Source organism: Nesterenkonia halophila (assembly GCF_009467795.1).
Taxonomy (GTDB): domain Bacteria; phylum Actinomycetota; class Actinomycetes; order Actinomycetales; family Micrococcaceae; genus Nesterenkonia; species Nesterenkonia halobia.
On sequence record NZ_WIAX01000009.1, the window covers coordinates 136973 to 156732 of the forward strand.

Consider the following 19760-nt stretch of genomic DNA (forward strand, 5'->3'; position numbering starts at 1 on the left):
TACGGCTCCAGTCATTCCGTCGTCCGGTCGGCCTCGCTCAGCCCCGCAGTCCCAGCGCGAAGGGCAGCACCGACTCCGCCCCGGCGCGACGCAGCTCGCGGGCGGCGAGTGTCTGCGTCCAGCGCGAGACGATCTCGTCGTCGACCAGCAGCACCGAGTGGCCGGGGAGCCTCTCGGCGAGGTGGTCGGGCACGGCGAAGCTGCCCAGCAGTCCGGAGACACGGAAGGCGCTGTTGGACTCCGGCGTCGACGTCGGCCCGGAACCGACCAGCTCCAGGGTGCCGGCATACGGCAGTCGTCCGATCTCGGCCAGACCCGAGGCCAGCGACTCCACCAGCTGCGGCCTGCTGCGCGAGGGCACGGCGACGACGGCCTCCGGACGCTTCGGCCAGTCCCAGTCGGCGAGCACGCGCACCGCCGCCTGGACGAGCTCGCGGCTGATCGGGCCGTCGTCGCCGGAGAGCGCCTGACGCACGGCAGTGCCCCATCCCAGGTCGCTGAGCCGGGCGAGCACCCGCCCGTCCTCGGCCGTCTGGTCGGGGCTCAACTTGCCCTTCAGGTCCACGCCCAGGGCATCGAGTCCGGTGGGCCACTGCTTGCGGGCCGGGACCTCCACGCCGACGGCGTCCAGGCTGGCCTTCGCCTGGCCGACCGAGCCCTGGTCCACAGTCGTCGGGTACCACGGTCCTGCGCAGGCGTCGCAGCGGCCGCAGGGCTCGGCGTCGACGTCGTCCAGCGCCTTCGCCAGAGCCATCATCCGGCAGGAGTCCTGACGACCCGGCCCGGCGGGCAAGGCCTCATAGTCGAGCATGGCCTGCTGCTCGGCCCGCCGCAGCGCCAGGATGCGGTCATACCTCTCGGCGTCGTAGGTCCATCCCTGACCCGTGGACAGCCACCCGCCGCGCACCCGGGCGGCCGCGCCGTCGACCTCGAGGACCTTCAGCAGCAGTTCCAGCGGCGAGCGGCGGATCTCGACCATCGCCTCGAGCCGCGCCACAGACATCGTCTCCTCAGTGGACAGGGCTGACAGCACGGCGTCGGCGCGGTCCTGCGTCGGCATCGAGGCCTGGGCGAAGTGCTCCCAGATCCGCACGTCCTCCGCGCCGGGGAGCAGCAGCACGTCGGCGGTGTCCACGGCACGCCCGGCACGGCCGATCTGCTGGTAGTAGGAGACCGGCGACGACGGCGCCCCCAAGTGGATGACGAAGCCCAGGTCCGGCTTGTCGAAGCCCATGCCCAGCGCCGAGGTCGCGATCAGCGCCGTGACCTCGTTGTCCTTGAGCTTCCGCTCCAGCTCGGCGCGCTCGTCGGCGTCGGTGCGTCCGGTGTAGGCCAGCACCTGGTGGCCCTGCTCGCGCAGATGGGCGGCGAGGTCCTCGGCCTGCGAGACGGTCAGCGTATAGACGATCCCGCTGCCGGTCATCGCGCCGAGATGCTGGGACAGCCAGGCGATGCGGGCGGCGGCGTCGGGCAGCGTCAGCACGCCCAGTCGCAGCGAGGCGCGGCTGAGCTGCCCGCGCAGGATCATCACGTCGGCGTCGTCGGAGGACTCGCCCGACCCGCCGGCACCCGAGGAGCCGCCTGAGGCGCCGCCCGGGGCCAACTGCGCGGCGACGTCCTCGACCACCCGGCCGTTCGCCGTCGCCGTGGTGGCCAGCACCGGCACCTCGTCGGGCAGCGCGTGCACGATCTCACCGATGCGCCGGTAGTCGGGCCGGAAGTCATGGCCCCAGTCGGAGATGCAGTGCGCCTCGTCGACCACCAGCATCCCCAGCCGGGAGAGCAGTCCGGGCAGCACCTCGTCGCGGAACCGGGGATTGGCCAGCCGCTCCGGCGAGATCAGCAGCACGTCCAGCTCGTCGGCGGCCAGTTCGGCCAGCACTTCGTCCCAGGCGTGGGCATTGGCCGAGTTCACCGCCCGCGCGCGGACTCCGGCGCGCTCGGCGGCGGCGATCTGGTCGCGCATCAGCGCGATCAGCGGCGAGACGATCAGGCTGACCCCGCGCCCGCGGGCGCGCAGCAGATGGGCGGCGAGGAAGTAGACCGCCGACTTGCCCCAGCCGGTGCGCTGGACCACCAACACCCGACGGCGCTGCTCGACGAGCGCGGAGATCGCCTCCAGCTGTCCGTCGCGGAAGGTCGTCACCCCGCCGGTCAGCGCGGCGAGCCGCTCCTGCGCCTCGGCGCGGAAGCTCGCGGACACGGCAGGGGCGGGGGAGGTCGTGCCGGCGGCGCCGGCGGTCTCGGCAGAGGTCATCCCGGACACTCTGCCACAGCTGGCGGCCGCTCGGCCCCGCCCTCTGGCCGCACGCGGCGCCGGACCCTACTGTGGACGCCACACCCGCGCATCGACCCGGCGCCCGCGAAGGAGACCCCATGCCCGTCGTCGAGATCACCAGCCGCCTGCCGTTCCGGTGCGAGGACGTCGCCGCCTGGCTCGCCCGCCCAGGGACGACCACCCGCCTGATGCCGCCGTTCGCCGGCGCCGTGCTGCAGGAGCCGGAGGGTGCCGACGGCGACGCCGGCGAGGGGGCCGAGCTGGTCCTCGCCGCCGACGTCCCCGGACTGCTGGGCACCTCGGCGACGGCGGCGGCCGGGCTGCTGCGCCTGGCCACAGGCTCCGCTCCGCCCACGCGCACGCCGTGGCGGCTGCGACGGCACCGGGGATCCGACGGCGGATTCGTCGACGTCATGAGCGAAGGACCGATGCGCTCCTGGCGTCGGGACGTGCGGATCGGCGACGACGGCGCCGGCACCAGGATCGAGGAGACGATCGCCTACCAGCTGCCGGCCGCCGAACGGATTCCGCGCGCCCTCCGGGTCCGGCTGCACCGGATCATCGAGGGCGAGCTGCGCCGGCAGGCGGCCTTCCGCGACCACCAGGCCGCCGCGGATCTGGCCTTCCACACCCAGCACAGCCGCCTTCCCACTCAGCAGGACGCCGGCCCGGGGGGGGCGACCGTCCGACGAGCCCGCGCGTCGTCGCCGTCTCCGGAGCCTCAGGGATGATCGGCACCCAGGTCTGCGCGCTGCTCTCCGGCGCCGGCCTCGAGGTCCGGCGGCTGGTCCGGCGGTCGAGCCCCGACGACCGCGGCGACGAGATCCCCTGGGATCCGACGGCCGGCGAGCTGGCCGCCGACGCCTTCGACGACGTCGACGCGGTCGTCCACCTGGCTGGCCACCCGCTGGCCGGTCGCTTCACCGACGAGCACAAGCGCCGGGTCGAGCAGTCCCGCGTCGAGGGCACGCGACTGGTCGCGCGGCGGATCGCCGAGGCCGAGCGGCGAGCCCCGCGCCCGGACGGGCCGCGGACGCTGATCAGCGGCTCGGCCATCGGCTGGTACGGCGCGACCGCCGCCGACCGGCCGCATGGGCACGACCTGCTCACCGAGGACCTGCCGGCCGGCGCCGACTTCCTCGCCGGCGTCTGCCGCCGGTGGGAGCAGGAGGCCGAGCAGGCCGCCGCGGCCGGCGTCCGCGTGGCCACGGTCCGCACCGGGATCGTGCAGTCGCCGACTGGGGGAGCGCTGGCCCAGCTGCTGCCGCTGGTGGCCGCCGGCGTCGGCGGTCGGCTCGGCGACCAGCAGGTGCAGAGCTGGATCAGCCTCGACGACGTCGCCGCGCTGATCGTGCACCTGGTGCTCACCCCGCAGGCCGCCGGCCCGGTCAACGCCGTCGCCCCCGCACCGGTCACGGCCCGGCGCTATGCGCGCATCCTCGCCGACGTGCTGCACCGCCCGGCGGCCGTCCCGGTGCCGTCCTTCGGGCCGCGGCTGCTGCTCGGCTCCGAGGGGGCGCGGGAGATGGCGCTGGCCGACCAGCGCGTCAGCGCCGCACGCGCCGAGGAGCTCGGCCACGCCTTCCGGCACCGGGCTCTGGACGAGGCGCTGCATCACGTGCTCGGCCGGCGGACGGCGTGAACCGCCCGTCCCGCCGGTCTTCCCCCGACGCGAGATCCTCGACATCATGGATCCATGAGCCATCCGACCCACGCCCCCGCCGCCGCCCGCCGCCTGCAGGAGATGCACCACCGTGATCGTCCGATCGTGCTGCCCACCGTCTGGGACGCCTGGTCGGCCCGGACAGTGGCCTCCGCCGGCTTCGAGGCGCTGACCGTCGGCAGCCATCCCGTGGCCGACTCCCGCGGCAGCGCCGACGGGGAGACGATGACGCTCGACGAGGCGCTCGACGGAGTCGCCCGCGTGGTCGGCGCCGTCGACGTGCCGGTCTCGGCGGATCTCGAATCCGGCTACGACACCTCGCCGGAGGAGCTCGTCGACCGGCTCCTGGCGACCGGCGCCGTCGGGCTGAACCTCGAGGACACCGTGCATGCGCGCGGAACGATGCGCAGCCCGGAGGAGCACGCCGCTTACATCCGGCGGATGCGCGTCCGCGCCGACGCGGCCGGCGTGCCGCTGGTGATCAATGCCCGGACCGACGCCTTCAAGCACGCCGGATCCCTGGAGGACCCGACTGCCGAGGCGCTGCACCGGCTGCGGCTGATGGAGGAGGCCGGCGCCGACTGCCTCTACCCGGTGGCCGTGCCGAGCACCGCAGTGCTCGAGCAGCTGCTCGCCGCCGTCTCCACGCCGCTCAACGTCACCGCCCATCCTGAGCGCGGGGCCGTGCCGGACCAGCTGGATCTGGACCGGCTGGCCGCTCTCGGCGTCCGGCGGGTCAGCTTCGGTCCGCTGCTGCAGCAGGCGGCGGGCGAGCACATCGCCCAGCTGCTCGACGGCTGGCGCTGAGCAGGACGCCGGGCGTCGCGCCGCGGTCGGCGGGGAGCAGCGCGGGCGGGGCGCGTCGCGTGCGGAGGCGATAGGCTGGCGGGCCGAGGCCCGCGTGGCCCGGCCCCGCCCGCGACCCAGGAGTGCCGCCAACTATGCGCGTGACCATCGATCCCCGGACCCAGGGCGTGCTGAACGCCGACGAGGGCACCACAGTGCGCCGCAGCGTGCTGCCCTCCGGTGTGCGCGTCATCACCGAGTCCATGCCCGCCCAGCGCTCGGCGACCCTCGGATTCTGGATCGCGGTCGGCTCCCGCGACGAGGCCGCCCACCAGCACGGCTCCACCCACTTCCTCGAGCACCTGCTGTTCAAGGGCACCGCGAAGCGCTCGCCGCTGGACATCGCCGCGGCCTTCGACGCCGTCGGCGGCGAGTCCAACGCGCTGACCGGCAAGGAGCACACCTGCTACTACGCCCGCGTGCTGGACAGCGACCTGCCGATGGCCGTCGACGTGCTCACCGACATGGTCACCTCCGCGACGCTGGATCCCGAGGAGATGGAGACCGAGCGCGGAGTCATCCTCGAGGAGCTGGCCATGGCCGAGGACGACCCGATGGACGTCGCCCTCGAGCGCTTCCATGAGCAGGTCATGGACGACCACCCGCTCGGCCGGCCCATCGGCGGCACCGCCGACGACATCCGGGCGGCGAGCCGCGACGACGTCGCCGACCACTTCCGCCTCTGGTACCGGCCGGAGGAGCTGGTCATCACCGCCGCCGGCGGCCTCGACCACGACGAGCTCTGCCGGCTGATCTCCGCGGCGCTGGCCGAGTCCTCCTGGGACGTGACCTCCCGCCGCGACCCGGCTTCGCTGCGCGTCGGCGGCCACGAGCAGATCCCGGTGCGCACCGGCGTCGAGCACCACCGCAAGTCCGTGGAGCAGACGCAGGTCATCCTCGGCGGCCGCGGGATGTCGGCCTCCGACGAGGACCGCTTCGCGCTGTCGGTGATGCATGCCGCCCTCGGCGGCGGGATGTCCTCGCGGCTGTTCCAGGAGATCCGCGAGCGGCGCGGGCTGGCCTACTCCACCTACTCCTTCTCCGCGGCCTACACCGACGCCGGCGCCTACGGCCTCTACGCCGGCTGCCTGCCGGACAAGGTCGACACCGTCGTCGAGGTGATGAACGGCGAGCTGGAGCGCATCGCCTCCGAGCCGCTCGACGCCGAGGAGCTCGACCGCGCCAAGGGCCAGCTGCGCGGGGCGACAGTGCTGGGGATGGAGGAGACCTCCTCGCGGATGTCCCGGCTGGGCCGCGCGGAGCTCGTCCGCGGCGAGTTCGTCGACATCTCCGACACGCTCGCCGAGATCGAGGCCGTCACCGCCGAGGACGTCGCCCGCGTGGCGCGTCGGCTCGCCGACTCGCCGCGGGCGACGACCGTCGTCGGACCGTGAGCGAGGCCACGGCCGACCGCGGCGTCGTCGGCCGGTGTGGCAGGCTGAGGTGGGCGCGGCGACTGGACGCCCGGTCGGCGCGACACCAGGATGGAGAGAGCCCCGGCGGAGTCTGCTCCGCCGCGGCTGAGCAGACCAGGAGGACACGATGAGACCGGAACGACCGAACGGCGACGTCGCCCGGCGGAGTCGGCCCCAGCGTCGGCACCGGCTCGGGGCCCTGACTGTGGCGCTGCTGACGGCCGCGACGCTCGGAGCCGGATGCACCTACCCGCCCGAGGACGCCGATCCCACCGGCTCGGCCTCCGGATCGCCCGAGGCGACCGCCGACGCCTCGCCCGACGCCTCGCCCGACGGTTCGGCCGAGGGCTCGACCAGCGCCTCGGCCGACGCGGCGGATGACGTCGACCAGTCCTCCGGCGCCCCCGCTCAGCCGGTCCTCCCCTCGGAGATGCCGCAGGACCCCTGGGAGCGCACCCACATCGTCGAGCCCAGCACCGGGATGAACTCCGAGCGGCTGATCGCCTGGCAGGACTATCGTGCCGTCACCGCGGAGGGCGAGCGGCCCCGGCAGGCTACGGAGCTGGAGTTCCTGCTGGTCAGCGGCAATGAGAACTGCTTCGGCGTCCGGGCCGAAGTGGAGGAGGACGCTCAGACCGTCCGCGTGGCCACGATCCGCGGCGTCCTGCAGGACACGCTGGACGCCTGCACGGCCGAAGGCCGGATGGTCTCGCTCGTGGTCGAACTGGAGCAGCCTCTCGGCGACCGCGAGGTCGTGCCGATGGAGGAGGAGAACGTCGGCCTCGCCGACTGAGCCGCCGAGGCTCAGGACCAGGCGAGGTCAGCACGGACCGCCCGGACCGCCGCAGGCGGGGCGGGCCCGCTCAGCCGCCGGCGAAGGGCGGCAGCACGTCCACCGTCTCGCCGCCGCGCAGCACGGCGGCCGGCGTCGTCGCCGACCCCTCGGCCCGAGCCCGGACGCCGTCGACCAGGAACGAGCACCGCGGCAGGACCGTCTCCAGCGACGGTGCGTCCGAGGGCGGCGCCTCTGACGACGGCGCCGCGGCGCGGGCGGCCAGCAGCCGCGGCAGCTCCGCGCGCAGCGTCGGCAGGCTCGTCTCGTCCTCCAGCGGCAGGCGCAGCGACTCGGCGCCGGCCGCCTCGGCCGCGGCGGCGAAGAACCGCAGCGTGATCTCGGTGCTCATCGGAGCCGTCCTCCTGTCGTCGCAGCCATGGCCCGGGCGACCTCAGCCGCCGATGGCCGACATCGACCGGCCGGGTCGGTGGAAGCTGTCGAGCTCGAAGCCCGGCCGGTCGGTGCCGTGGGCGGCCGGCTTGGCCCACATCGCCTCCGCCCAGCGCTGGGCGACGTCGTCGTCGCCGGCCTCCGGATCGCGGAGCAGATCGACCAGATCCACCTCTTCGGCGGAGAACAGGCAGCTCATCACCCGCCCCTCGGCGGTGATCCGCGTGCGCCGGCAGTCGGCGCAGAACGGCTCGGTGACCGAGGCGATGACCCCGACCCGGCCGCGGAGGTTCCCCTCGGCGTCGAGGACGTCGAAGCGTTCGGCCGGGGCACCGTCGCGGTCCTCGTCGGAGGCCCGGAGGGTGACGTGCTGGGAGAGCAGCTCGCGGGTCTCGGCGGCGGAGACGGTGCCGTCGCGCCGCCAGTTCTGGTCGCCGTCCAGCGGCATCTGCTCGATGAAGCGCAGCTCGAAGCCCTGCCGCAGCGCCCAGTCGAGCAGATGCGGAGCCTCCTGATCGTTGATACCGCGCATCAGCACCGCGTTGATCTTCAGCGGCATCAGTCCGGCCTCCGCGGCGGCGGAGACGCCGGCGAGCACCTTGTCCAGCGAGTCCCGGCGGGTCAGCTGCGCGAAGGTCTCGTGATGCAGCGAGTCCAGCGAGACGTTGATCCGATCCAGCCCGGCCTCGGCCAGCGCTGCGGCCTTCTTCTCCAGACCGATCGCGTTGGTCGTCATCGAGATCGGCAGCTGCGGGTGGTCGGCGCGGATGCCGGCGATGATGTCGACCAGGTCGACCCGGACCAACGGTTCGCCGCCGGTCAGCCGCAGCTCGCGGATGCCCAGGGTCTCCACTCCGATGCGCACCAGCCGACGGATCTCCTCGACGCTGAGCAGCTGCTCCTTCCTCAGCCACGGCAGCCCTTCGGCGGGCATGCAGTAGGTGCAGCGCAGATTGCACTTGTCGATCAGCGAGATGCGCAGATCGGTCGCCTGGCGACCGAAGGTGTCCATCAGTCCCGCCGAGGCGTCGGGTCGGGAGAGGCTCGGCATGCCCAGCGACACCGGGGCCGAGCCTCCGCGCGGCGCCGATGTGCTCGGCGCGGGGTCGGCTTCCTGCATGTCTCCAGGCTAGTCCTCCTGAGCGTAGTCAGCATCACACGGGCGGCCGGTCTCGGCCTGCGGACATCTCCCGCGGCCGTCGAGGCCCCACGGGCCCTCCACGGCTGCGCCGTCTCGGACGCATCGAGGGTTCGGCATGCGGCCGCGATCCCGCCGTCAGTAGACTGGCGGGCATGACCCAGACCACCGGCCGACGCTCCGTCGAGGAGCATCAGGCCCTCATCGGCGAGGCGCTGCAGGCGGCGACGGCGACGCGGGCGGTGGAGTGCGTCGCCGTCGGCGAGGCCGAGGCGGTCGGCCGGGTGGTCGCCGCCGAGGTCACGGCCCCGGGGCCGCTGCCCCGCCACGACGATTCCCAGATGGACGGCTATGCCGTGCGCGCCGCGGATGTGGCCGCCGCCCGGGCCGAGGACGACGGCGACGGCGACGGCCTCGTCCGGCTGCCCTGCGACGGCGTGGTCCCGGCCGGCTCCTCTCCGGCGCCGCTGCCGCCGGGCACCTGCCGGGCGATCATGACCGGCGCCGTCGTCCCTGACGGCGCCGACCTCGTCCTGCCGGTGGAGAAGACCGTGGCCGGAGGCTTCGTCGGCGCCGCGCAGCTGCACGCCGCCGTGGGGCAGGACGTCATCTTCACCGGGCTGACGCCGCAGGACGTCGCCGTCGGCCGTTTCATCCGGCGGGCCGGCGACGACGTCGCCGCCGGAGAGACGGTGCTGGCCGTCGGGCAGGTGCTCACTCCGGCGCGGCTGGGACTGGCCGCCGCCTGCGGCGCGCCGCAGGTGCAGGTCTTCGCCCGGCTGCGCGCGCTGGTGCTCACCGCCGGCGACGAGCTGCGCGCCCCCGGCGAGGAGCTCGCCCCCGGGCAGATCCACGACGCCAACGCTCCGCTGGCCGCGGCCTGGCTGCGCGAGGCCGGCTGCGCGGTGACGATCGCGGCGGCCTCGACCGACGACGTCGCGCGCTTCGCCGCGGCCCTGGACGCGAAGCTGGCCGCGACGGCCCCGCAGCTGGTGGTCACCTCCGGCGGGATCAGTGCCGGCGCCTTCGAAGTCGTCCGCGAGGTGCTCTCCGGTCGCGGCGTGCGCTTCGCTCCGGTGGCCCAGCAGCCCGGCGGCCCGCAGGGCGTGGGCATGCTCTCCGGCGGGCCCGGCCGGTCGGGCGTCGCCGTCGTCTGTCTGCCGGGCAACCCGGTGAGCACCGCAGTGAGCCTGGAGACCCTCCTCCGCGAGCCGCTGACCGCCGTCGACCCGGCCTGCCCGGCCCCGCGCCGGATCCGCGCCCGCCTGCGTCAGAGCTGCAGCTCGCCGTCGGGACTGCGTCAGCACCGTCGCGTGCGCCTGGCCGCGGCACCGGACGAGACCGGCGTCGTCGACGTCGAGCTGGTCGGCGGGCCGGGGTCGCATCTGCTCGGGCATCTGGCCCGCGCCGAGGCGCTGCTGCAGCTGACCGAGGACGACGTCGACGTCCCCGCCGGCGCCGTTCGCGAGGCGCTGCTGCTGCCCGGGACCGCCGCCCCTGATCCCCCTGCTGGAAGGACCGCCCCGCGATGACCACGCCGAATCACGACCCGGAGCCCGAGGCCGGCGCCGCGCCGGCCCCCTCCGGCGACGCCGGGCTGACCCATGTCCGCGCCGACGGCAGCGCGCACATGGTCGACGTCTCGCAGAAAGATGTCACCTCGCGGCTCGCCGAGGCCGAGGCGGTGCTGCGCACCACTGCCGAGGTCACCGCGATGCTGACCGACGATGCGCTGCCCAAGGGCGATGCGCTGGCCACCGCGCGGATCGCCGGGATCATGGGGGCCAAGCGCACCTCCGAGCTCGTGCCGCTGTGCCACCCGCTGGACATCAGCTCGGTGACCGTCGACCTCGCCGTCGACGATCCGCAGCCCGGCACGGTGCGGCTGACCGCCCGAGTGAAGACGACTTCGCGCACCGGCGTGGAGATGGAGGCGCTCACGGCGGTCTCCGTGGCCGCACTGACCCTCTACGACATGATCAAGGGCGTCGACCGGACCGCCGAGATCACCGACCAGCGGGTCGTTCACAAGAGCGGCGGCCGGAGCGGAGAATGGAGCAGACATGCCTGAGACCCATGACCATGCCGAGCACGACCACGCCGAGCACGACGCCGACCACCCCTGGCGCGACCGGGTGATCGCTCCGGTGATCGTCTCCACGCGCGCGGCCCACGGCCAGCGCGCCGACCAGTCCGCGCCGGTGATCGCCGATGCGGCCGAGCGCATCGGCTTCGCCTGCCGCCCGCCGGTGATCATCCCCGACGGCGAAGGCGTGCTGGCCGCGCTCTCCGAACTGGTCGTCCAGATATCGCCGCATGTGATCATCACCTCCGGCGGGACGGGGATGACGCCCGACGATCTCACGCCGGAGTACACGCTGCCGCTGCTGGACAAGGAGATCCCCGGCGTCATGGAGGCGCTGCGCGCCCACGGGCGTCAGCGCAGCCCGCTGGCGGTGCTGTCCCGCGGTGTGGCCGGCGTCGCCGAGGGCGGCACGGTGATCATCAACCTGCCCGGCTCGCCGAAGGCCGTCAGCGAGGGCTTGGAGGTGCTCGAGGAGATCCTGCCGCATCTCTGCGACCAGGTCGCCGATCTGCGGCCCTCGCACGAGTGGGGGAGCGTCGACGATGCCTGAGACGCACGTCCACGATGCTCGCCGGACCGAGGAGCCGGCGCCGCTGACCCGCGACGGCCGGCCGCAGCACGCCGCCGACGCGCCCGCCGCCGCACGCGTCGTCCGGGCCCGGCTCTCCGCCGAGCCGCTGGATCCCGCCGCCGCCCACGCCGAGGTCTGGGCGAGCACCGCCGGGGCGGTGGTCGACTTCGCCGGGATCGTCCGCGACCACGACGGCGGCACCGCGGTGGAGCGACTGAGCTACACCGCCCACCCCGAGGCCGAGCGGATGCTGGCCGAGACGGCCCGCGCCGTGGCCGAGGAGCATCCGGGAGTGCGACTCTGGGCCGCCCACCGGACCGGGCCGCTGGTCATCGGCGACCACGCGCTGATCGCCGCCGCCGCGGCGGCACACCGGCAGGAGGCCTTCGCCGCCTGCGCCGCGCTCGTCGAACGCATCAAGGTCGAGGTGCCGATCTGGAAGGAGCAGTTCTTCGCCGACGGCACCCGCGAATGGGTCGGCATCGGCTGACTGCCGGCGGCCCCGAGGAGAGGAGCACCTGCTGAGCCCCGCGTTCACCCACTCCGAGGACGTCACCACCCGGCCGACGCTCACCGGCGACGTCGGCATGAGCGCCTCGACCCACTGGCTGGCCACCGGCGCCGCCCAATCGGTGCTCGAGCGCGGCGGCAACGCCGTCGACGCCGCCGTCGCCGGGGCCTTCGTGCTGCACGTGGCCGAGCCGCACCTCAACGGCCCCGGCGGCGACATGACCGCGGTCTTCGTCACCGCGGACGCTCCAGGGGATCCGCAGGTGCTCATGGGGCAGGGGGCGGCGCCGCAGGGCGCCTCAGTCGAGGCTTATCGTCGGAGAGGGCTGAGGCGCGTCCCCGGAGCCGGCGGACTCGCCGCCGCCGTGCCGACCGCCGTCGACGCCTGGTTGCTGCTGCTGGCCGAGCACGGCACCTGGCCGCTGGCCGACGTGCTGGACCCCGCGATCCACCACGCCGAGTCCGGGGTGCCGGTGCTGCCGTCGATCGAGGCGACCATCCGCGGCGTGGCTGAGCTCTTTAGCGAGCACTGGCCGAGCTCAGCGGCGAAGTGGATGCCCGACGGTCAGGTCCCGGAGGTCGGCTCGCTGATCACCAATCCGGACTACGCCGAGGTGCTGCGCTCGCTGATCGCCGCCGGCGAGGGGAGCGCGAACCGCGAGGACGCCCTCGCCGCCGCCCGGCGCGAATGGCGCACCGGCGACGTCGCGCGGCTGGCCTCTGCGTTCCTGGCCGAGCCGCACCGGCACTCCGACGGCGGCGACCATGCCGGAGTGATCACGACGGAGGATTTCGCCGCGTCCGCAGCCCGTCTCGAGGACCCGGTGACCATCACCTTCCGCGGGCACACCATCGCGAAGATCGGCCCCTGGGGGCAGGGGCCGGTGCTGCTGCAGGCCTTGATGATCCTCTCCGGCTTCGACGACGCCGAGCTGGATCCCGGCACCGAGCGCGGCGCGCATCTGATCCTGGAGGCGCTGAAGCTGGCGTTGGCCGACCGCGACGCCTACTACGGCGATCTGGAGCCGGCCGAAGCCGCCCGCCGGATGGAGGTGCTGCTCTCGGAGGAGTACGCCGCAGCCCGCCGCGCGCAGATCGCCGAGACCGCCTCGCACGCCTTCCGCCCCGGCGTCGTCGACGGCGTCGAGCCGGCGACGCCGCCGCTGGACGAGCCCGGTTCCGCCGGCGACGAGGCCGCGGGGACCGGCGAGCCGACGGTGCGCCGCGACGGCGAGAGCCGCGGGGACACCTGTCACCTCGACGTCGTCGACCGCTGGGGCACCATGATCTCCGCGACGCCCTCGGGCGGCTGGCTGCAGTCCTCGCCGACGATCCCGGGGCTGGGTTTCTGCCTGGGCACCCGGCTGCAGATGACCTGGCTGGACAAGGCCTCGCCGTCGGCGCTGCGCCCGGGGCGTCGGCCGCGGACCACGCTGACGCCGACGCTGGTGCTGCGCGACGGCGATCCGGTCATGGCCCTGGGCACTCCCGGAGGTGATCAGCAGGACCAGTGGCAGCTGCCGATGCTGCTGCGCGTGCTGATCGGCGGCCATACTCCGCAGCAGGCGATCGATGCGCCGACGCTGCACACCACCTCGATGCCCGGTTCGTTCTACCCGCGCACCTGGGAGCCCGGCGGGGCCGTGGTTGAGGACCGGCTCGGCGAGGAGGTCATCGCTTCGCTGACCGCTCGCGGGCACCGGATCACCCGGGCCGGTGACTGGGCGCTGGGCCGGCTGTCCTGCGTGACACGCGACCCGGCGACCGGGCGGCTCGGCGCGGCGGCGAACCCGCGCGGCGCGCAGGGCTACGCCGCCGGACGCTGAGCCGGTTGCCCGGCGGGGCGCCTCGGGAGTCGCCGTCTCTCAGCCGCGTCGCGCGGCGCGGCGCTGGGCGCTGTGCATCCGGATCGCCCGGTGCATCGTCTTCCGCGCCCGGCTGCGGTCGGAGGCGACGTCGTAGCCGATGGACAGCCGGAACCAGCTGCGCCAGTCGTCGGGGTTCTCCTCGGTCTCGGAGGCCAGCCGGGCGAACTGCGCATCGGCCTGCTCGCGGTCGGGCCGTCCCCCGGGGGAGCGGTCGACGGTGTCCTCGGGCAGTCCGCCCTCGGCGTCGAGCTCGCGGCCCAGCCGCTCCGAGCGGTACCCGAACCACAGCTCACGGGCCAGCACCCAGGCGCCGACGGCGACCAGCAGCAGCGTGCCGACGCCGATCAGCTGGGCGACGAGGTCGTCGACGGTGAGGAAGCGGATCCCGCTGACCGCCGCACCGGAGAGGAAGATCAGCAGCAGCGCGATGACGGCGCCGGCGAAGAGCTTGCCGCGCACCGGCTCAGAGCCCCAGGTCCAGGTAGCCGTCCAGCCCGTGGGTCAGTCCCGGCCGGGAAGCGGCGGTGCGCAGGCCCAGCAGCACGCCGGGCATGAAGGAGGAGCGGTCGAAGGAGTCGTGGCGGATGGTCAGCTGCTCGCCGGGCGAGCCCAGCAGCACCTCCTGGTGGGCGACGAGACCGCGCAGCCGGACCGCGTGGACGTGGATGTCCTCGACCACTGCGCCGCGGGCGCCGTCGGGGTCCTTCTGGGTGGCGTCGGGGCTGGGGGCGACGCCGGCGTCGCGCCGGGCGCGGCCCATCAGCTGGGCGGTGCGCGCGGCGGTTCCGGAGGGGGCGTCGACCTTGTTCGGGTGGTGCAGCTCGACGACTTCGGCGGACTCGAAGTACTGGGCGGCCTTGGCGGCGAAGGCGGTGGCCAGCACCGAGCCCAGGGCGAAGTTCGGGGCGATGAGCACCCCGACGTCGGGGTGCTCGGACAGCAGGTCCTGCAGACGGCTCAGCTTCTCGTCGTCCCAGCCGGTGGCGCCGACGACGGCGTGGATCCCGTGCTCGACGGCGAAGCGGACGTTGTCCTCGGTGGCGTCGGGGACGCTGAGGTCGACGATGTGGGTCGCGCCGGCCTCGACGATGGTCTCCCGCGCATCGCCGCGGCCGAGCTCGGCCACCAGCTGAATGTCTTCGGCGTCGGTCACGGCCTGCACGGCCTCGGATCCCATGCGCCCGCGGGCGCCCAGCACGGCCACTCGAATCTCGGCATCACTCATGAATCCAGAGTATCGGTCTCGGCGCCGGACGCGGTGCTTGTGGAGAACGCCTGCAGAGACCGGGCGGATCTGCGTAAGCTCCTGGCAGGAGATGCGGCGAGCGACGGTCGAGGAGGGCGGCGACCATGCACCAGGCGAAGACCGGTGAGCTGTTCACCGTGGTGGACCTGGACGATCCCGACAACGTCGAGTCATCGGCGTCGGCGTTGAAGACTGCGACCGCCGACGTCGCGCGGACAGTGGGGGAGGCGGCCAGGACCTGGGGCGGGCTGGAGAGCTCGTACCGGGCGCCGGAGACCGGGGAGCTGCTGACAGCGCTGGATCCGGCCGCCGAGCAGGCGGGCGAGCTGGCCCGAGCCGGGAATGAGGCGGACTCCGCCATTGGGGTCTATGCCGCCCAGCTGCGCGACCTGCACACGCGGCGGCGTGCACTGCTGGCCGACATCGAGGACTTCCGGACGATGGGTGCTGACGCCGCGGCCGTGGACGATGGGGAAGCTCACGACCTGCGGGTCACTGGACTGCAGCAGCGGTGCCGGGATCTGGCGGAGGAGAAGGACGCCGCGCAGAACCGATGCGCCGCGGCGCTGGGCGCGATCACGACCTCGGTCTCGACGGTTCGGGGGAGTCGGCACCAGGTGCCGCAGGCTGCCGAGGCCGACGACGTCGCGACGTCGAAGTCGGCTCTGCAGGACCGGGTGGGCAATGTCGGGCAGACAGCGGCGACGACGACGGGGAGCGTCTTCGGCGCATCGGCGGCTGATGCGGTGTCGTTCGGCCTGCAGAAGGGTGTCTCCGCCGTCGGGACGACGGCTGATGCGGTCGCGAAGAGCACTTCGACCATGAACCCGCGGCAGGCCTGGGCTCCCGCGAAGCTGCGTGACATGGCGGCGATGGGGGAGCGGAGCCGTCGGGCGGTGGCGGCGGTGACCGGGTGGGACGCCTCCTCGGTGACCGCTCCTGATCGGCGTCTGGCCGCTGACGATGCTCGAAATCCGTTCCGAAGGCCTCATGGAGTCAAGGACGCGGCCTCGGCTCTGCGGGGGCGGTTCTTCGCGTCCCTGTCGGAGCAGAACCGTGTGGCGAAGCCGGGCATGTCCGGTCGATTCGACGTGGCGAGCAAGATGGCGAAGGGGGCCGCCGGTGCCGGCGGTGTGCTGACCTTCGCCACTGGGGCTGTGGGACAGTGGAATGAAGATTCCGCGGCGCATCCGGAGATGGAGTGGGAAGAGCAGAGTGCGCGGGCTGGGACTGTGGGGTTCTCCGCGATGGCCGGTGGTTGGGCCGGAGCGAAGGCCGGCGCCGCCGCAGGCGCGGCCATCGGGTCGTTCTTCCCTGGGCCTGGAACGGCGATCGGGGCCGTCGCCGGCGGCGTCATCGGAGGTATCGCGGGGAGCGCCGTCGGCAAGGAGCTCGGCGAGGGATTCAAAGACCTCGCCGGCGACACGGTGGATGCGGTGTCCGATGGAGTGGAGAAGGCCTGGGACAGTGTCACGTCGCTGTTCTGAGGGTCACAGGAACCCCGGCAGGGGGGACGAGCTGATGCAGGAGAAGGTGTGCTGGAGATAATCCTCAAGCTGATCGGCATGGTCGTGTTCTTCCCGTTGTCCGCATGGTTCGTGATCTATCCACGGATCATCGACGATGCGCGGTGGTACGGGTCGTTCAGCGAGTACTTGTACCTGTACAGCTTCCCGACGTTCTTCTTCTTCGCCGGAGTCTCCTGCGGCGTCACCTCCTTCGAAGCGATGGGTATGCCCTGGCCGGACTGGCTCGCATATGGATTGGCCGTGCCTGCGACGCTGCTGCTGTTCGTCGGAGGTGTCGCGACTCTGGGCGTTCCGATGCCGCCGTTTATGACGCCGAAGTGGGTGCGGGAACGGCGTAAGGCGGATCGTAACTACAAGCGGCAGGTGAAGGCGGAACGGCAAGCAGAGCGGCGTCGTCGACGGGCGGCGAAGCGCGCCGGTCGGCAAGTTGAGTCCGTCGAGAGCCCGTGACGCAAAGCCTCACGGCTCGAGCTGGGGAGCACCTCGGGTACAGGGTGCCCCGCAACGTGCGCTCCGTCCAGGTTTCTTTGAGCTCGTGAGACGAGACTGCCGGGGATGAATGAGGACCCGCAGATGGTCTCCGTGCTCGGAGACTCGCACTCCACACTGTTCTTCCCGACCCATTTCTACGCGGGACGACTGGGTTATCGTGACTCGTTGCCGGTGCGGGTGACGGGACGTTCGATTCGCGCCGCGTCGCTGGCTGGATTCCGCCCCGGGAGCTCGAAGCTGAACGTCAAGGAAGAGATCTCCGCGGCGCTGGCTGAAGCGCAGAAGTTGGTTCTGGCCTTCGGGCAGGTCGACCTGGAGCTCGGCTACTACTACCGCCTCGCGATCAAACAGGAGGAGATCGAGCCGACGCGCTATGTCGAGTGGCTCCTCGCGATCTACCGAGATTTCCTGAACGGTCTGGAGCTTGCGCCGTGCGACGTGGCGCTGAAAGGAGTGAACCTCACTGCCCTGTCGCCTCGCGGCTTCGCCACCCGGTACGTGTCGCGGATCGTGACTGAAGGCAAGGACATGACATGGAAGGAAGCCGTCCCCGTGGTGCGACCCCACGTGCTGTCCGAGGGTGAGCAGAATGCGATGCATCTGGCATTCAACGCAGGACTCGCGCAGCTGACCGAGGAGCTCGGCCTACGATACTTCGATCTCAACGAGGAGCTGGCGACGTCGCCCCATCCCGCGCTTGCTGCAGGGCCGATCACGTTGGCTGATCAGTTCAAGACTGGTGCCTTCGACCACCATGTGGCGGACACCGTCGTCGCCCGTCGCGTCCACTACGAGGGGCTGCTCAAGGCATTCGACCTGCTCTGAGGGCAACCAGCACAGAGCACACGTGCGGTTCCTGGTCAGCCGACCGGGCCGATCCAGTTGCCGTTCTCGTCGTACTGGTCCTGGTAGATCTTCGGCGGGCGGTCTGTGGCGGGGTCGAATTGCACCGGCCCGTTGCAGCCCCATTGGTCCTGCGACTCGCAGGCCCCGGAGACCCAGCGAGAGTTCTGGGTCCAGATGTCGGCTTCACCGGGTGAGGATTCCACCGAGACCGTGCCGGGGATGTCGCGCCAGTCGCCGTCGCCGACGCGGAACTGGCCGGTGTAGACGGTCTCGACGGTGACCGGGTAGATCCCGGTCTCCTCGTAGACGTGCGAGGTCACCGTCTCGAAGTCTGTCTTGACGATCTCCTGACCGGTTCCGTCGTAGTCGGCGAGCGGCCGGCCAGGTTCGTACGTGGTGCGTGAGGTGCCGTCGCCGTAGTCCCAATGGAACTCCTGCGGGGTGGCGCGCAGTTCGACAGTCTCGCCGAGCAGCTCTTCGGTGACCGTCTGGGTCTCGACGTCGGCGTAGATGTTCGTGTGCCGGCCCTTGTAGCCGAAGCCGAGCAGGTCGGGCTCGAACTTCACCACGGCGGGCTCGAGAGTGAGGTCTGTGAAGGCTGTATATGCGGCAGCGGGCAACGACTCTTCTTCCTGGCCTTGCAGATCCTTGATGGCCTGTTCGATTTCACCCTCGCTCACGCAGCGGGCCGTGCTTGTCCCATTTCCAAGTTCGTAGGAGAACACTGTGGCGCTTGTGCCGCATGTCGTGCGCATAATTCGCGCGCATCCCGGATCCGTTTGCTCGCTATTTGGAGAAACCCGACAGAGGTTCTCAGGGGCTTGTCCATTTTCGGCTAGTGTCGGATCTCCGATATATATCTTCAGAGGATCAGATTGTGTTTTCTGAGAATCGTCTCCTTCTGAATCCCCTCTGCCAGTTCGATTCTGGTCGTCGTTCGAGCTTGAAGGGTTTGTTTTTCCAGGGTCACTCGATCCTTCTGAACGACCGGGGCGGTGCCCATTCACGACATATCCACGTTGGTTGTTGTCGCCTCTGAACCCTGTCCGTGATTCGGGCTTATCACTCTGAGAAGCCACGGTGATTCGGGTAGGATCTGAATGGGTGGAAGCAGGGGTTCCCGTGATGGACACGACGATCATTGGCAAGATGAAGCCGAGAGCGTGAGCGGCAAAGTTGTGTCTACTTCTATTCATCCGCTTGCTCCGCCCTCGGAACGAGCGCCGGAGCCGCCGATAATTGTGGCTTCTGCGACGACCCAGTGACCGTCAGCGAACTTCAGCTGGATCTCCCATCCCGCGCCGTTGGTCCCGGAGGAAGAGCCAGCTTTCGACCCATCAGAGTAGTACATAGTTGTTGCAGGAGCATCCAGCGATACCCAAGCATTTGCCGAAAAAGAACCATTGAGGGATGCCGAACTATCTGTGACGGTGCTGGGAGTGGTGACGTACCAAGACCCCTCGCGGTAGATGGTCGTGAAGTAGTTGACCTCTTCTTGGCAATATGCGCAGGAGTCCGTGACAACCTTATTGAGGTTTGAGGGGTCACCGGTAACGCTGAGGTACCAAATAGCTTGCCAGAAGTAGTCGACCGCTGCTTTGACTCCCTCCTCTGTCTGATTTGTCATCCCTTCAGGCACTTCAGGCTTAGGCGCGTTCTTCGCCGGACCGTCGGCGGACGCGGGAACGTACTCGCCGTCGTTGCTCTCCGAGGTCTCGGCTGTCTCTTTCGAGGCTTCGCTCGTCGAGGGGCGATCTGACGGCGAACCCTCTCCGGGTGTATCGGTCGACTTGTCAACGGATGCCACATCGGTGGCCGTAGGATCACCGCCGGCCGGCTCCTCGGCGTCCCCGCCACATGCCGTCAAGACGAGTGACGCCGCGAGGGTGAGGCCGGCCAGCGGCAGCCCCCGGGAGCGACTTGTCCTGCTTGTTGTAGGCACGACAGGGGTGGCAGATGTGGGGTGGTCGGTGAGCACAGGGGTCCATCCGGTTGGCGGCTGATCGTCGTCGCCGACGGGCACGGCTGTGCAGATCGTCGGCCTGGA

General features: G+C 71.7%; 20 protein-coding genes. 13 read left to right on the plus strand and 7 right to left on the minus strand.

Going from position 1 to position 19760, the window contains the following annotated elements; genetic code table 11:
- Positions 1-37: 37 nt before the first annotated feature.
- Entirely contained in the window at positions 38-2257 is a 2220-nt protein-coding gene (locus GCL72_RS05090) for a RecQ family ATP-dependent DNA helicase (protein WP_153143623.1), read from the minus strand.
- Positions 2258-2376: 119 nt separating this feature from the next.
- On the opposite strand from GCL72_RS05090, the gene GCL72_RS05095 reads away from it, so the two are divergent.
- The 5 genes from GCL72_RS05095 (at position 2377) to GCL72_RS05115 (ending at position 6995) form a co-directional block, all read left to right on the plus strand.
- The gene (locus GCL72_RS05095) at positions 2377-3009 is read left to right on the plus strand and encodes an SRPBCC family protein (RefSeq protein WP_153143624.1); all 633 of its coding nucleotides are present in this window, start codon (positions 2377-2379) and stop codon (positions 3007-3009) included.
- Positions 3006-3920, plus strand: coding sequence for a TIGR01777 family oxidoreductase (locus GCL72_RS05100; RefSeq protein WP_153143625.1), 915 nt, complete (start codon positions 3006-3008; stop codon positions 3918-3920). Before GCL72_RS05095 ends, GCL72_RS05100 begins: the two co-directional genes overlap by 4 nt.
- Positions 3921-3974: 54 nt before the next feature.
- The gene (locus GCL72_RS05105) at positions 3975-4748 is read left to right on the plus strand and encodes an isocitrate lyase/PEP mutase family protein (protein ID WP_153143626.1); all 774 of its coding nucleotides are present in this window, start codon (positions 3975-3977) and stop codon (positions 4746-4748) included.
- A 134-nt stretch (positions 4749-4882) separates the two neighbouring features.
- Complete coding sequence (locus GCL72_RS05110; protein WP_153143627.1) at positions 4883-6181, plus strand: M16 family metallopeptidase; 1299 nt, start codon at positions 4883-4885, stop codon at positions 6179-6181.
- Positions 6182-6329: 148 nt separating this feature from the next.
- Positions 6330-6995, plus strand: coding sequence for a hypothetical protein (locus GCL72_RS05115; RefSeq protein WP_153143628.1), 666 nt, complete (start codon positions 6330-6332; stop codon positions 6993-6995).
- Between the two features lie 70 nt (positions 6996-7065).
- Here GCL72_RS05115 and GCL72_RS05120 read toward each other — a convergent pair whose 3' ends face one another.
- Both GCL72_RS05120 and moaA read right to left on the minus strand, forming a co-directional pair.
- A complete protein-coding gene (locus GCL72_RS05120; protein WP_153143629.1) occupies positions 7066-7386 on the minus strand; it encodes a ubiquitin family protein in 321 nt (106 codons plus the stop codon).
- Between the two features lie 42 nt (positions 7387-7428).
- On the minus strand, positions 7429-8547 hold the full coding sequence (moaA, locus tag GCL72_RS05125; RefSeq protein WP_153143630.1) for a GTP 3',8-cyclase MoaA: 1119 nt from the start codon (positions 8545-8547) through the stop codon (positions 7429-7431).
- 173 nt (positions 8548-8720) lie between these two features.
- Between moaA and GCL72_RS05130 the strand changes: the two genes are divergently transcribed.
- The 5 genes from GCL72_RS05130 (at position 8721) to GCL72_RS05150 (ending at position 13558) form a co-directional block, all read left to right on the plus strand.
- Complete coding sequence (locus GCL72_RS05130) at positions 8721-10097, plus strand: molybdopterin molybdotransferase MoeA (protein WP_153143631.1); 1377 nt, start codon at positions 8721-8723, stop codon at positions 10095-10097.
- The gene (moaC, locus tag GCL72_RS05135) at positions 10094-10636 is read left to right on the plus strand and encodes a cyclic pyranopterin monophosphate synthase MoaC (protein WP_153143632.1); all 543 of its coding nucleotides are present in this window, start codon (positions 10094-10096) and stop codon (positions 10634-10636) included. Before GCL72_RS05130 ends, moaC begins: the two co-directional genes overlap by 4 nt.
- Positions 10629-11201 (plus strand): MogA/MoaB family molybdenum cofactor biosynthesis protein, encoded by a 573-nt coding sequence (locus tag GCL72_RS05140; RefSeq protein WP_153143633.1) that lies wholly within the window; start codon positions 10629-10631, stop codon positions 11199-11201. The genes moaC and GCL72_RS05140 overlap by 8 nt, the downstream gene beginning before the upstream one ends.
- Entirely contained in the window at positions 11194-11712 is a 519-nt protein-coding gene (locus GCL72_RS05145; RefSeq protein WP_246161024.1) for a molybdenum cofactor biosynthesis protein MoaE, read from the plus strand. The genes GCL72_RS05140 and GCL72_RS05145 overlap by 8 nt, the downstream gene beginning before the upstream one ends.
- Positions 11713-11809: 97 nt before the next feature.
- Complete coding sequence (locus GCL72_RS05150; RefSeq protein WP_153143634.1) at positions 11810-13558, plus strand: gamma-glutamyltransferase family protein; 1749 nt, start codon at positions 11810-11812, stop codon at positions 13556-13558.
- A gap of 39 nt (positions 13559-13597) precedes the next feature.
- Here GCL72_RS05150 and GCL72_RS05155 read toward each other — a convergent pair whose 3' ends face one another.
- Entirely contained in the window at positions 13598-14059 is a 462-nt protein-coding gene (locus GCL72_RS05155; protein WP_153143635.1) for a hypothetical protein, read from the minus strand.
- A 4-nt stretch (positions 14060-14063) separates the two neighbouring features.
- Positions 14064-14825, minus strand: a complete 762-nt coding sequence (gene dapB / locus GCL72_RS05160; protein WP_153143636.1) for a 4-hydroxy-tetrahydrodipicolinate reductase — start codon at positions 14823-14825, stop codon at positions 14064-14066.
- Between the two features lie 125 nt (positions 14826-14950).
- Between dapB and GCL72_RS05165 the strand changes: the two genes are divergently transcribed.
- From GCL72_RS05165 to GCL72_RS05175, 3 genes are all read left to right on the plus strand, one after another.
- Positions 14951-16333 (plus strand): hypothetical protein, encoded by a 1383-nt coding sequence (locus GCL72_RS05165; RefSeq protein WP_153143637.1) that lies wholly within the window; start codon positions 14951-14953, stop codon positions 16331-16333.
- A 48-nt stretch (positions 16334-16381) separates the two neighbouring features.
- Positions 16382-16825 (plus strand): hypothetical protein, encoded by a 444-nt coding sequence (locus tag GCL72_RS05170; RefSeq protein ID WP_153143638.1) that lies wholly within the window; start codon positions 16382-16384, stop codon positions 16823-16825.
- 105 nt (positions 16826-16930) lie between these two features.
- Positions 16931-17692, plus strand: coding sequence for a hypothetical protein (locus GCL72_RS05175; RefSeq protein ID WP_153143639.1), 762 nt, complete (start codon positions 16931-16933; stop codon positions 17690-17692).
- Positions 17693-17727: 35 nt separating this feature from the next.
- Here GCL72_RS05175 and GCL72_RS05180 read toward each other — a convergent pair whose 3' ends face one another.
- Positions 17728-18333: a hypothetical protein gene (locus GCL72_RS05180; protein ID WP_246161025.1), complete on the minus strand. Its 606-nt coding sequence runs from the start codon at positions 18331-18333 to the stop codon at positions 17728-17730.
- Between the two features lie 572 nt (positions 18334-18905).
- A complete protein-coding gene (locus GCL72_RS05185) occupies positions 18906-19691 on the minus strand; it encodes a DUF6318 family protein (protein WP_153143641.1) in 786 nt (261 codons plus the stop codon).
- Positions 19692-19760: the final 69 nt, after the last annotated feature.

What these genes read in the sequence shown, in the direction of transcription:
- GCL72_RS05090 (WP_153143623.1), bottom strand. Translation starts at nt 2,257, where the DNA reads ATGACCTCTGCCGAGACCGCCGGCGCCGCCGGCACGACCTCCCCCGCC.
- GCL72_RS05095 (WP_153143624.1), top strand. Translation starts at nt 2,377, where the DNA reads ATGCCCGTCGTCGAGATCACCAGCCGCCTGCCGTTCCGGTGCGAGGAC.
- GCL72_RS05100 (WP_153143625.1), top strand. Translation starts at nt 3,006, where the DNA reads ATGATCGGCACCCAGGTCTGCGCGCTGCTCTCCGGCGCCGGCCTCGAG.
- GCL72_RS05105 (WP_153143626.1), top strand. Translation starts at nt 3,975, where the DNA reads ATGAGCCATCCGACCCACGCCCCCGCCGCCGCCCGCCGCCTGCAGGAG.
- GCL72_RS05110 (WP_153143627.1), top strand. Translation starts at nt 4,883, where the DNA reads ATGCGCGTGACCATCGATCCCCGGACCCAGGGCGTGCTGAACGCCGAC.
- GCL72_RS05115 (WP_153143628.1), top strand. Translation starts at nt 6,330, where the DNA reads ATGAGACCGGAACGACCGAACGGCGACGTCGCCCGGCGGAGTCGGCCC.
- GCL72_RS05120 (WP_153143629.1), bottom strand. Translation starts at nt 7,386, where the DNA reads ATGAGCACCGAGATCACGCTGCGGTTCTTCGCCGCCGCGGCCGAGGCG.
- moaA (WP_153143630.1), bottom strand. Translation starts at nt 8,547, where the DNA reads ATGCAGGAAGCCGACCCCGCGCCGAGCACATCGGCGCCGCGCGGAGGC.
- GCL72_RS05130 (WP_153143631.1), top strand. Translation starts at nt 8,721, where the DNA reads ATGACCCAGACCACCGGCCGACGCTCCGTCGAGGAGCATCAGGCCCTC.
- moaC (WP_153143632.1), top strand. Translation starts at nt 10,094, where the DNA reads ATGACCACGCCGAATCACGACCCGGAGCCCGAGGCCGGCGCCGCGCCG.
- GCL72_RS05140 (WP_153143633.1), top strand. Translation starts at nt 10,629, where the DNA reads ATGCCTGAGACCCATGACCATGCCGAGCACGACCACGCCGAGCACGAC.
- GCL72_RS05145 (WP_246161024.1), top strand. Translation starts at nt 11,194, where the DNA reads ATGCCTGAGACGCACGTCCACGATGCTCGCCGGACCGAGGAGCCGGCG.
- GCL72_RS05150 (WP_153143634.1), top strand. Translation starts at nt 11,810, where the DNA reads ATGAGCGCCTCGACCCACTGGCTGGCCACCGGCGCCGCCCAATCGGTG.
- dapB (WP_153143636.1), bottom strand. Translation starts at nt 14,825, where the DNA reads ATGAGTGATGCCGAGATTCGAGTGGCCGTGCTGGGCGCCCGCGGGCGC.
- GCL72_RS05165 (WP_153143637.1), top strand. Translation starts at nt 14,951, where the DNA reads ATGCACCAGGCGAAGACCGGTGAGCTGTTCACCGTGGTGGACCTGGAC.
- GCL72_RS05175 (WP_153143639.1), top strand. Translation starts at nt 16,931, where the DNA reads ATGAATGAGGACCCGCAGATGGTCTCCGTGCTCGGAGACTCGCACTCC.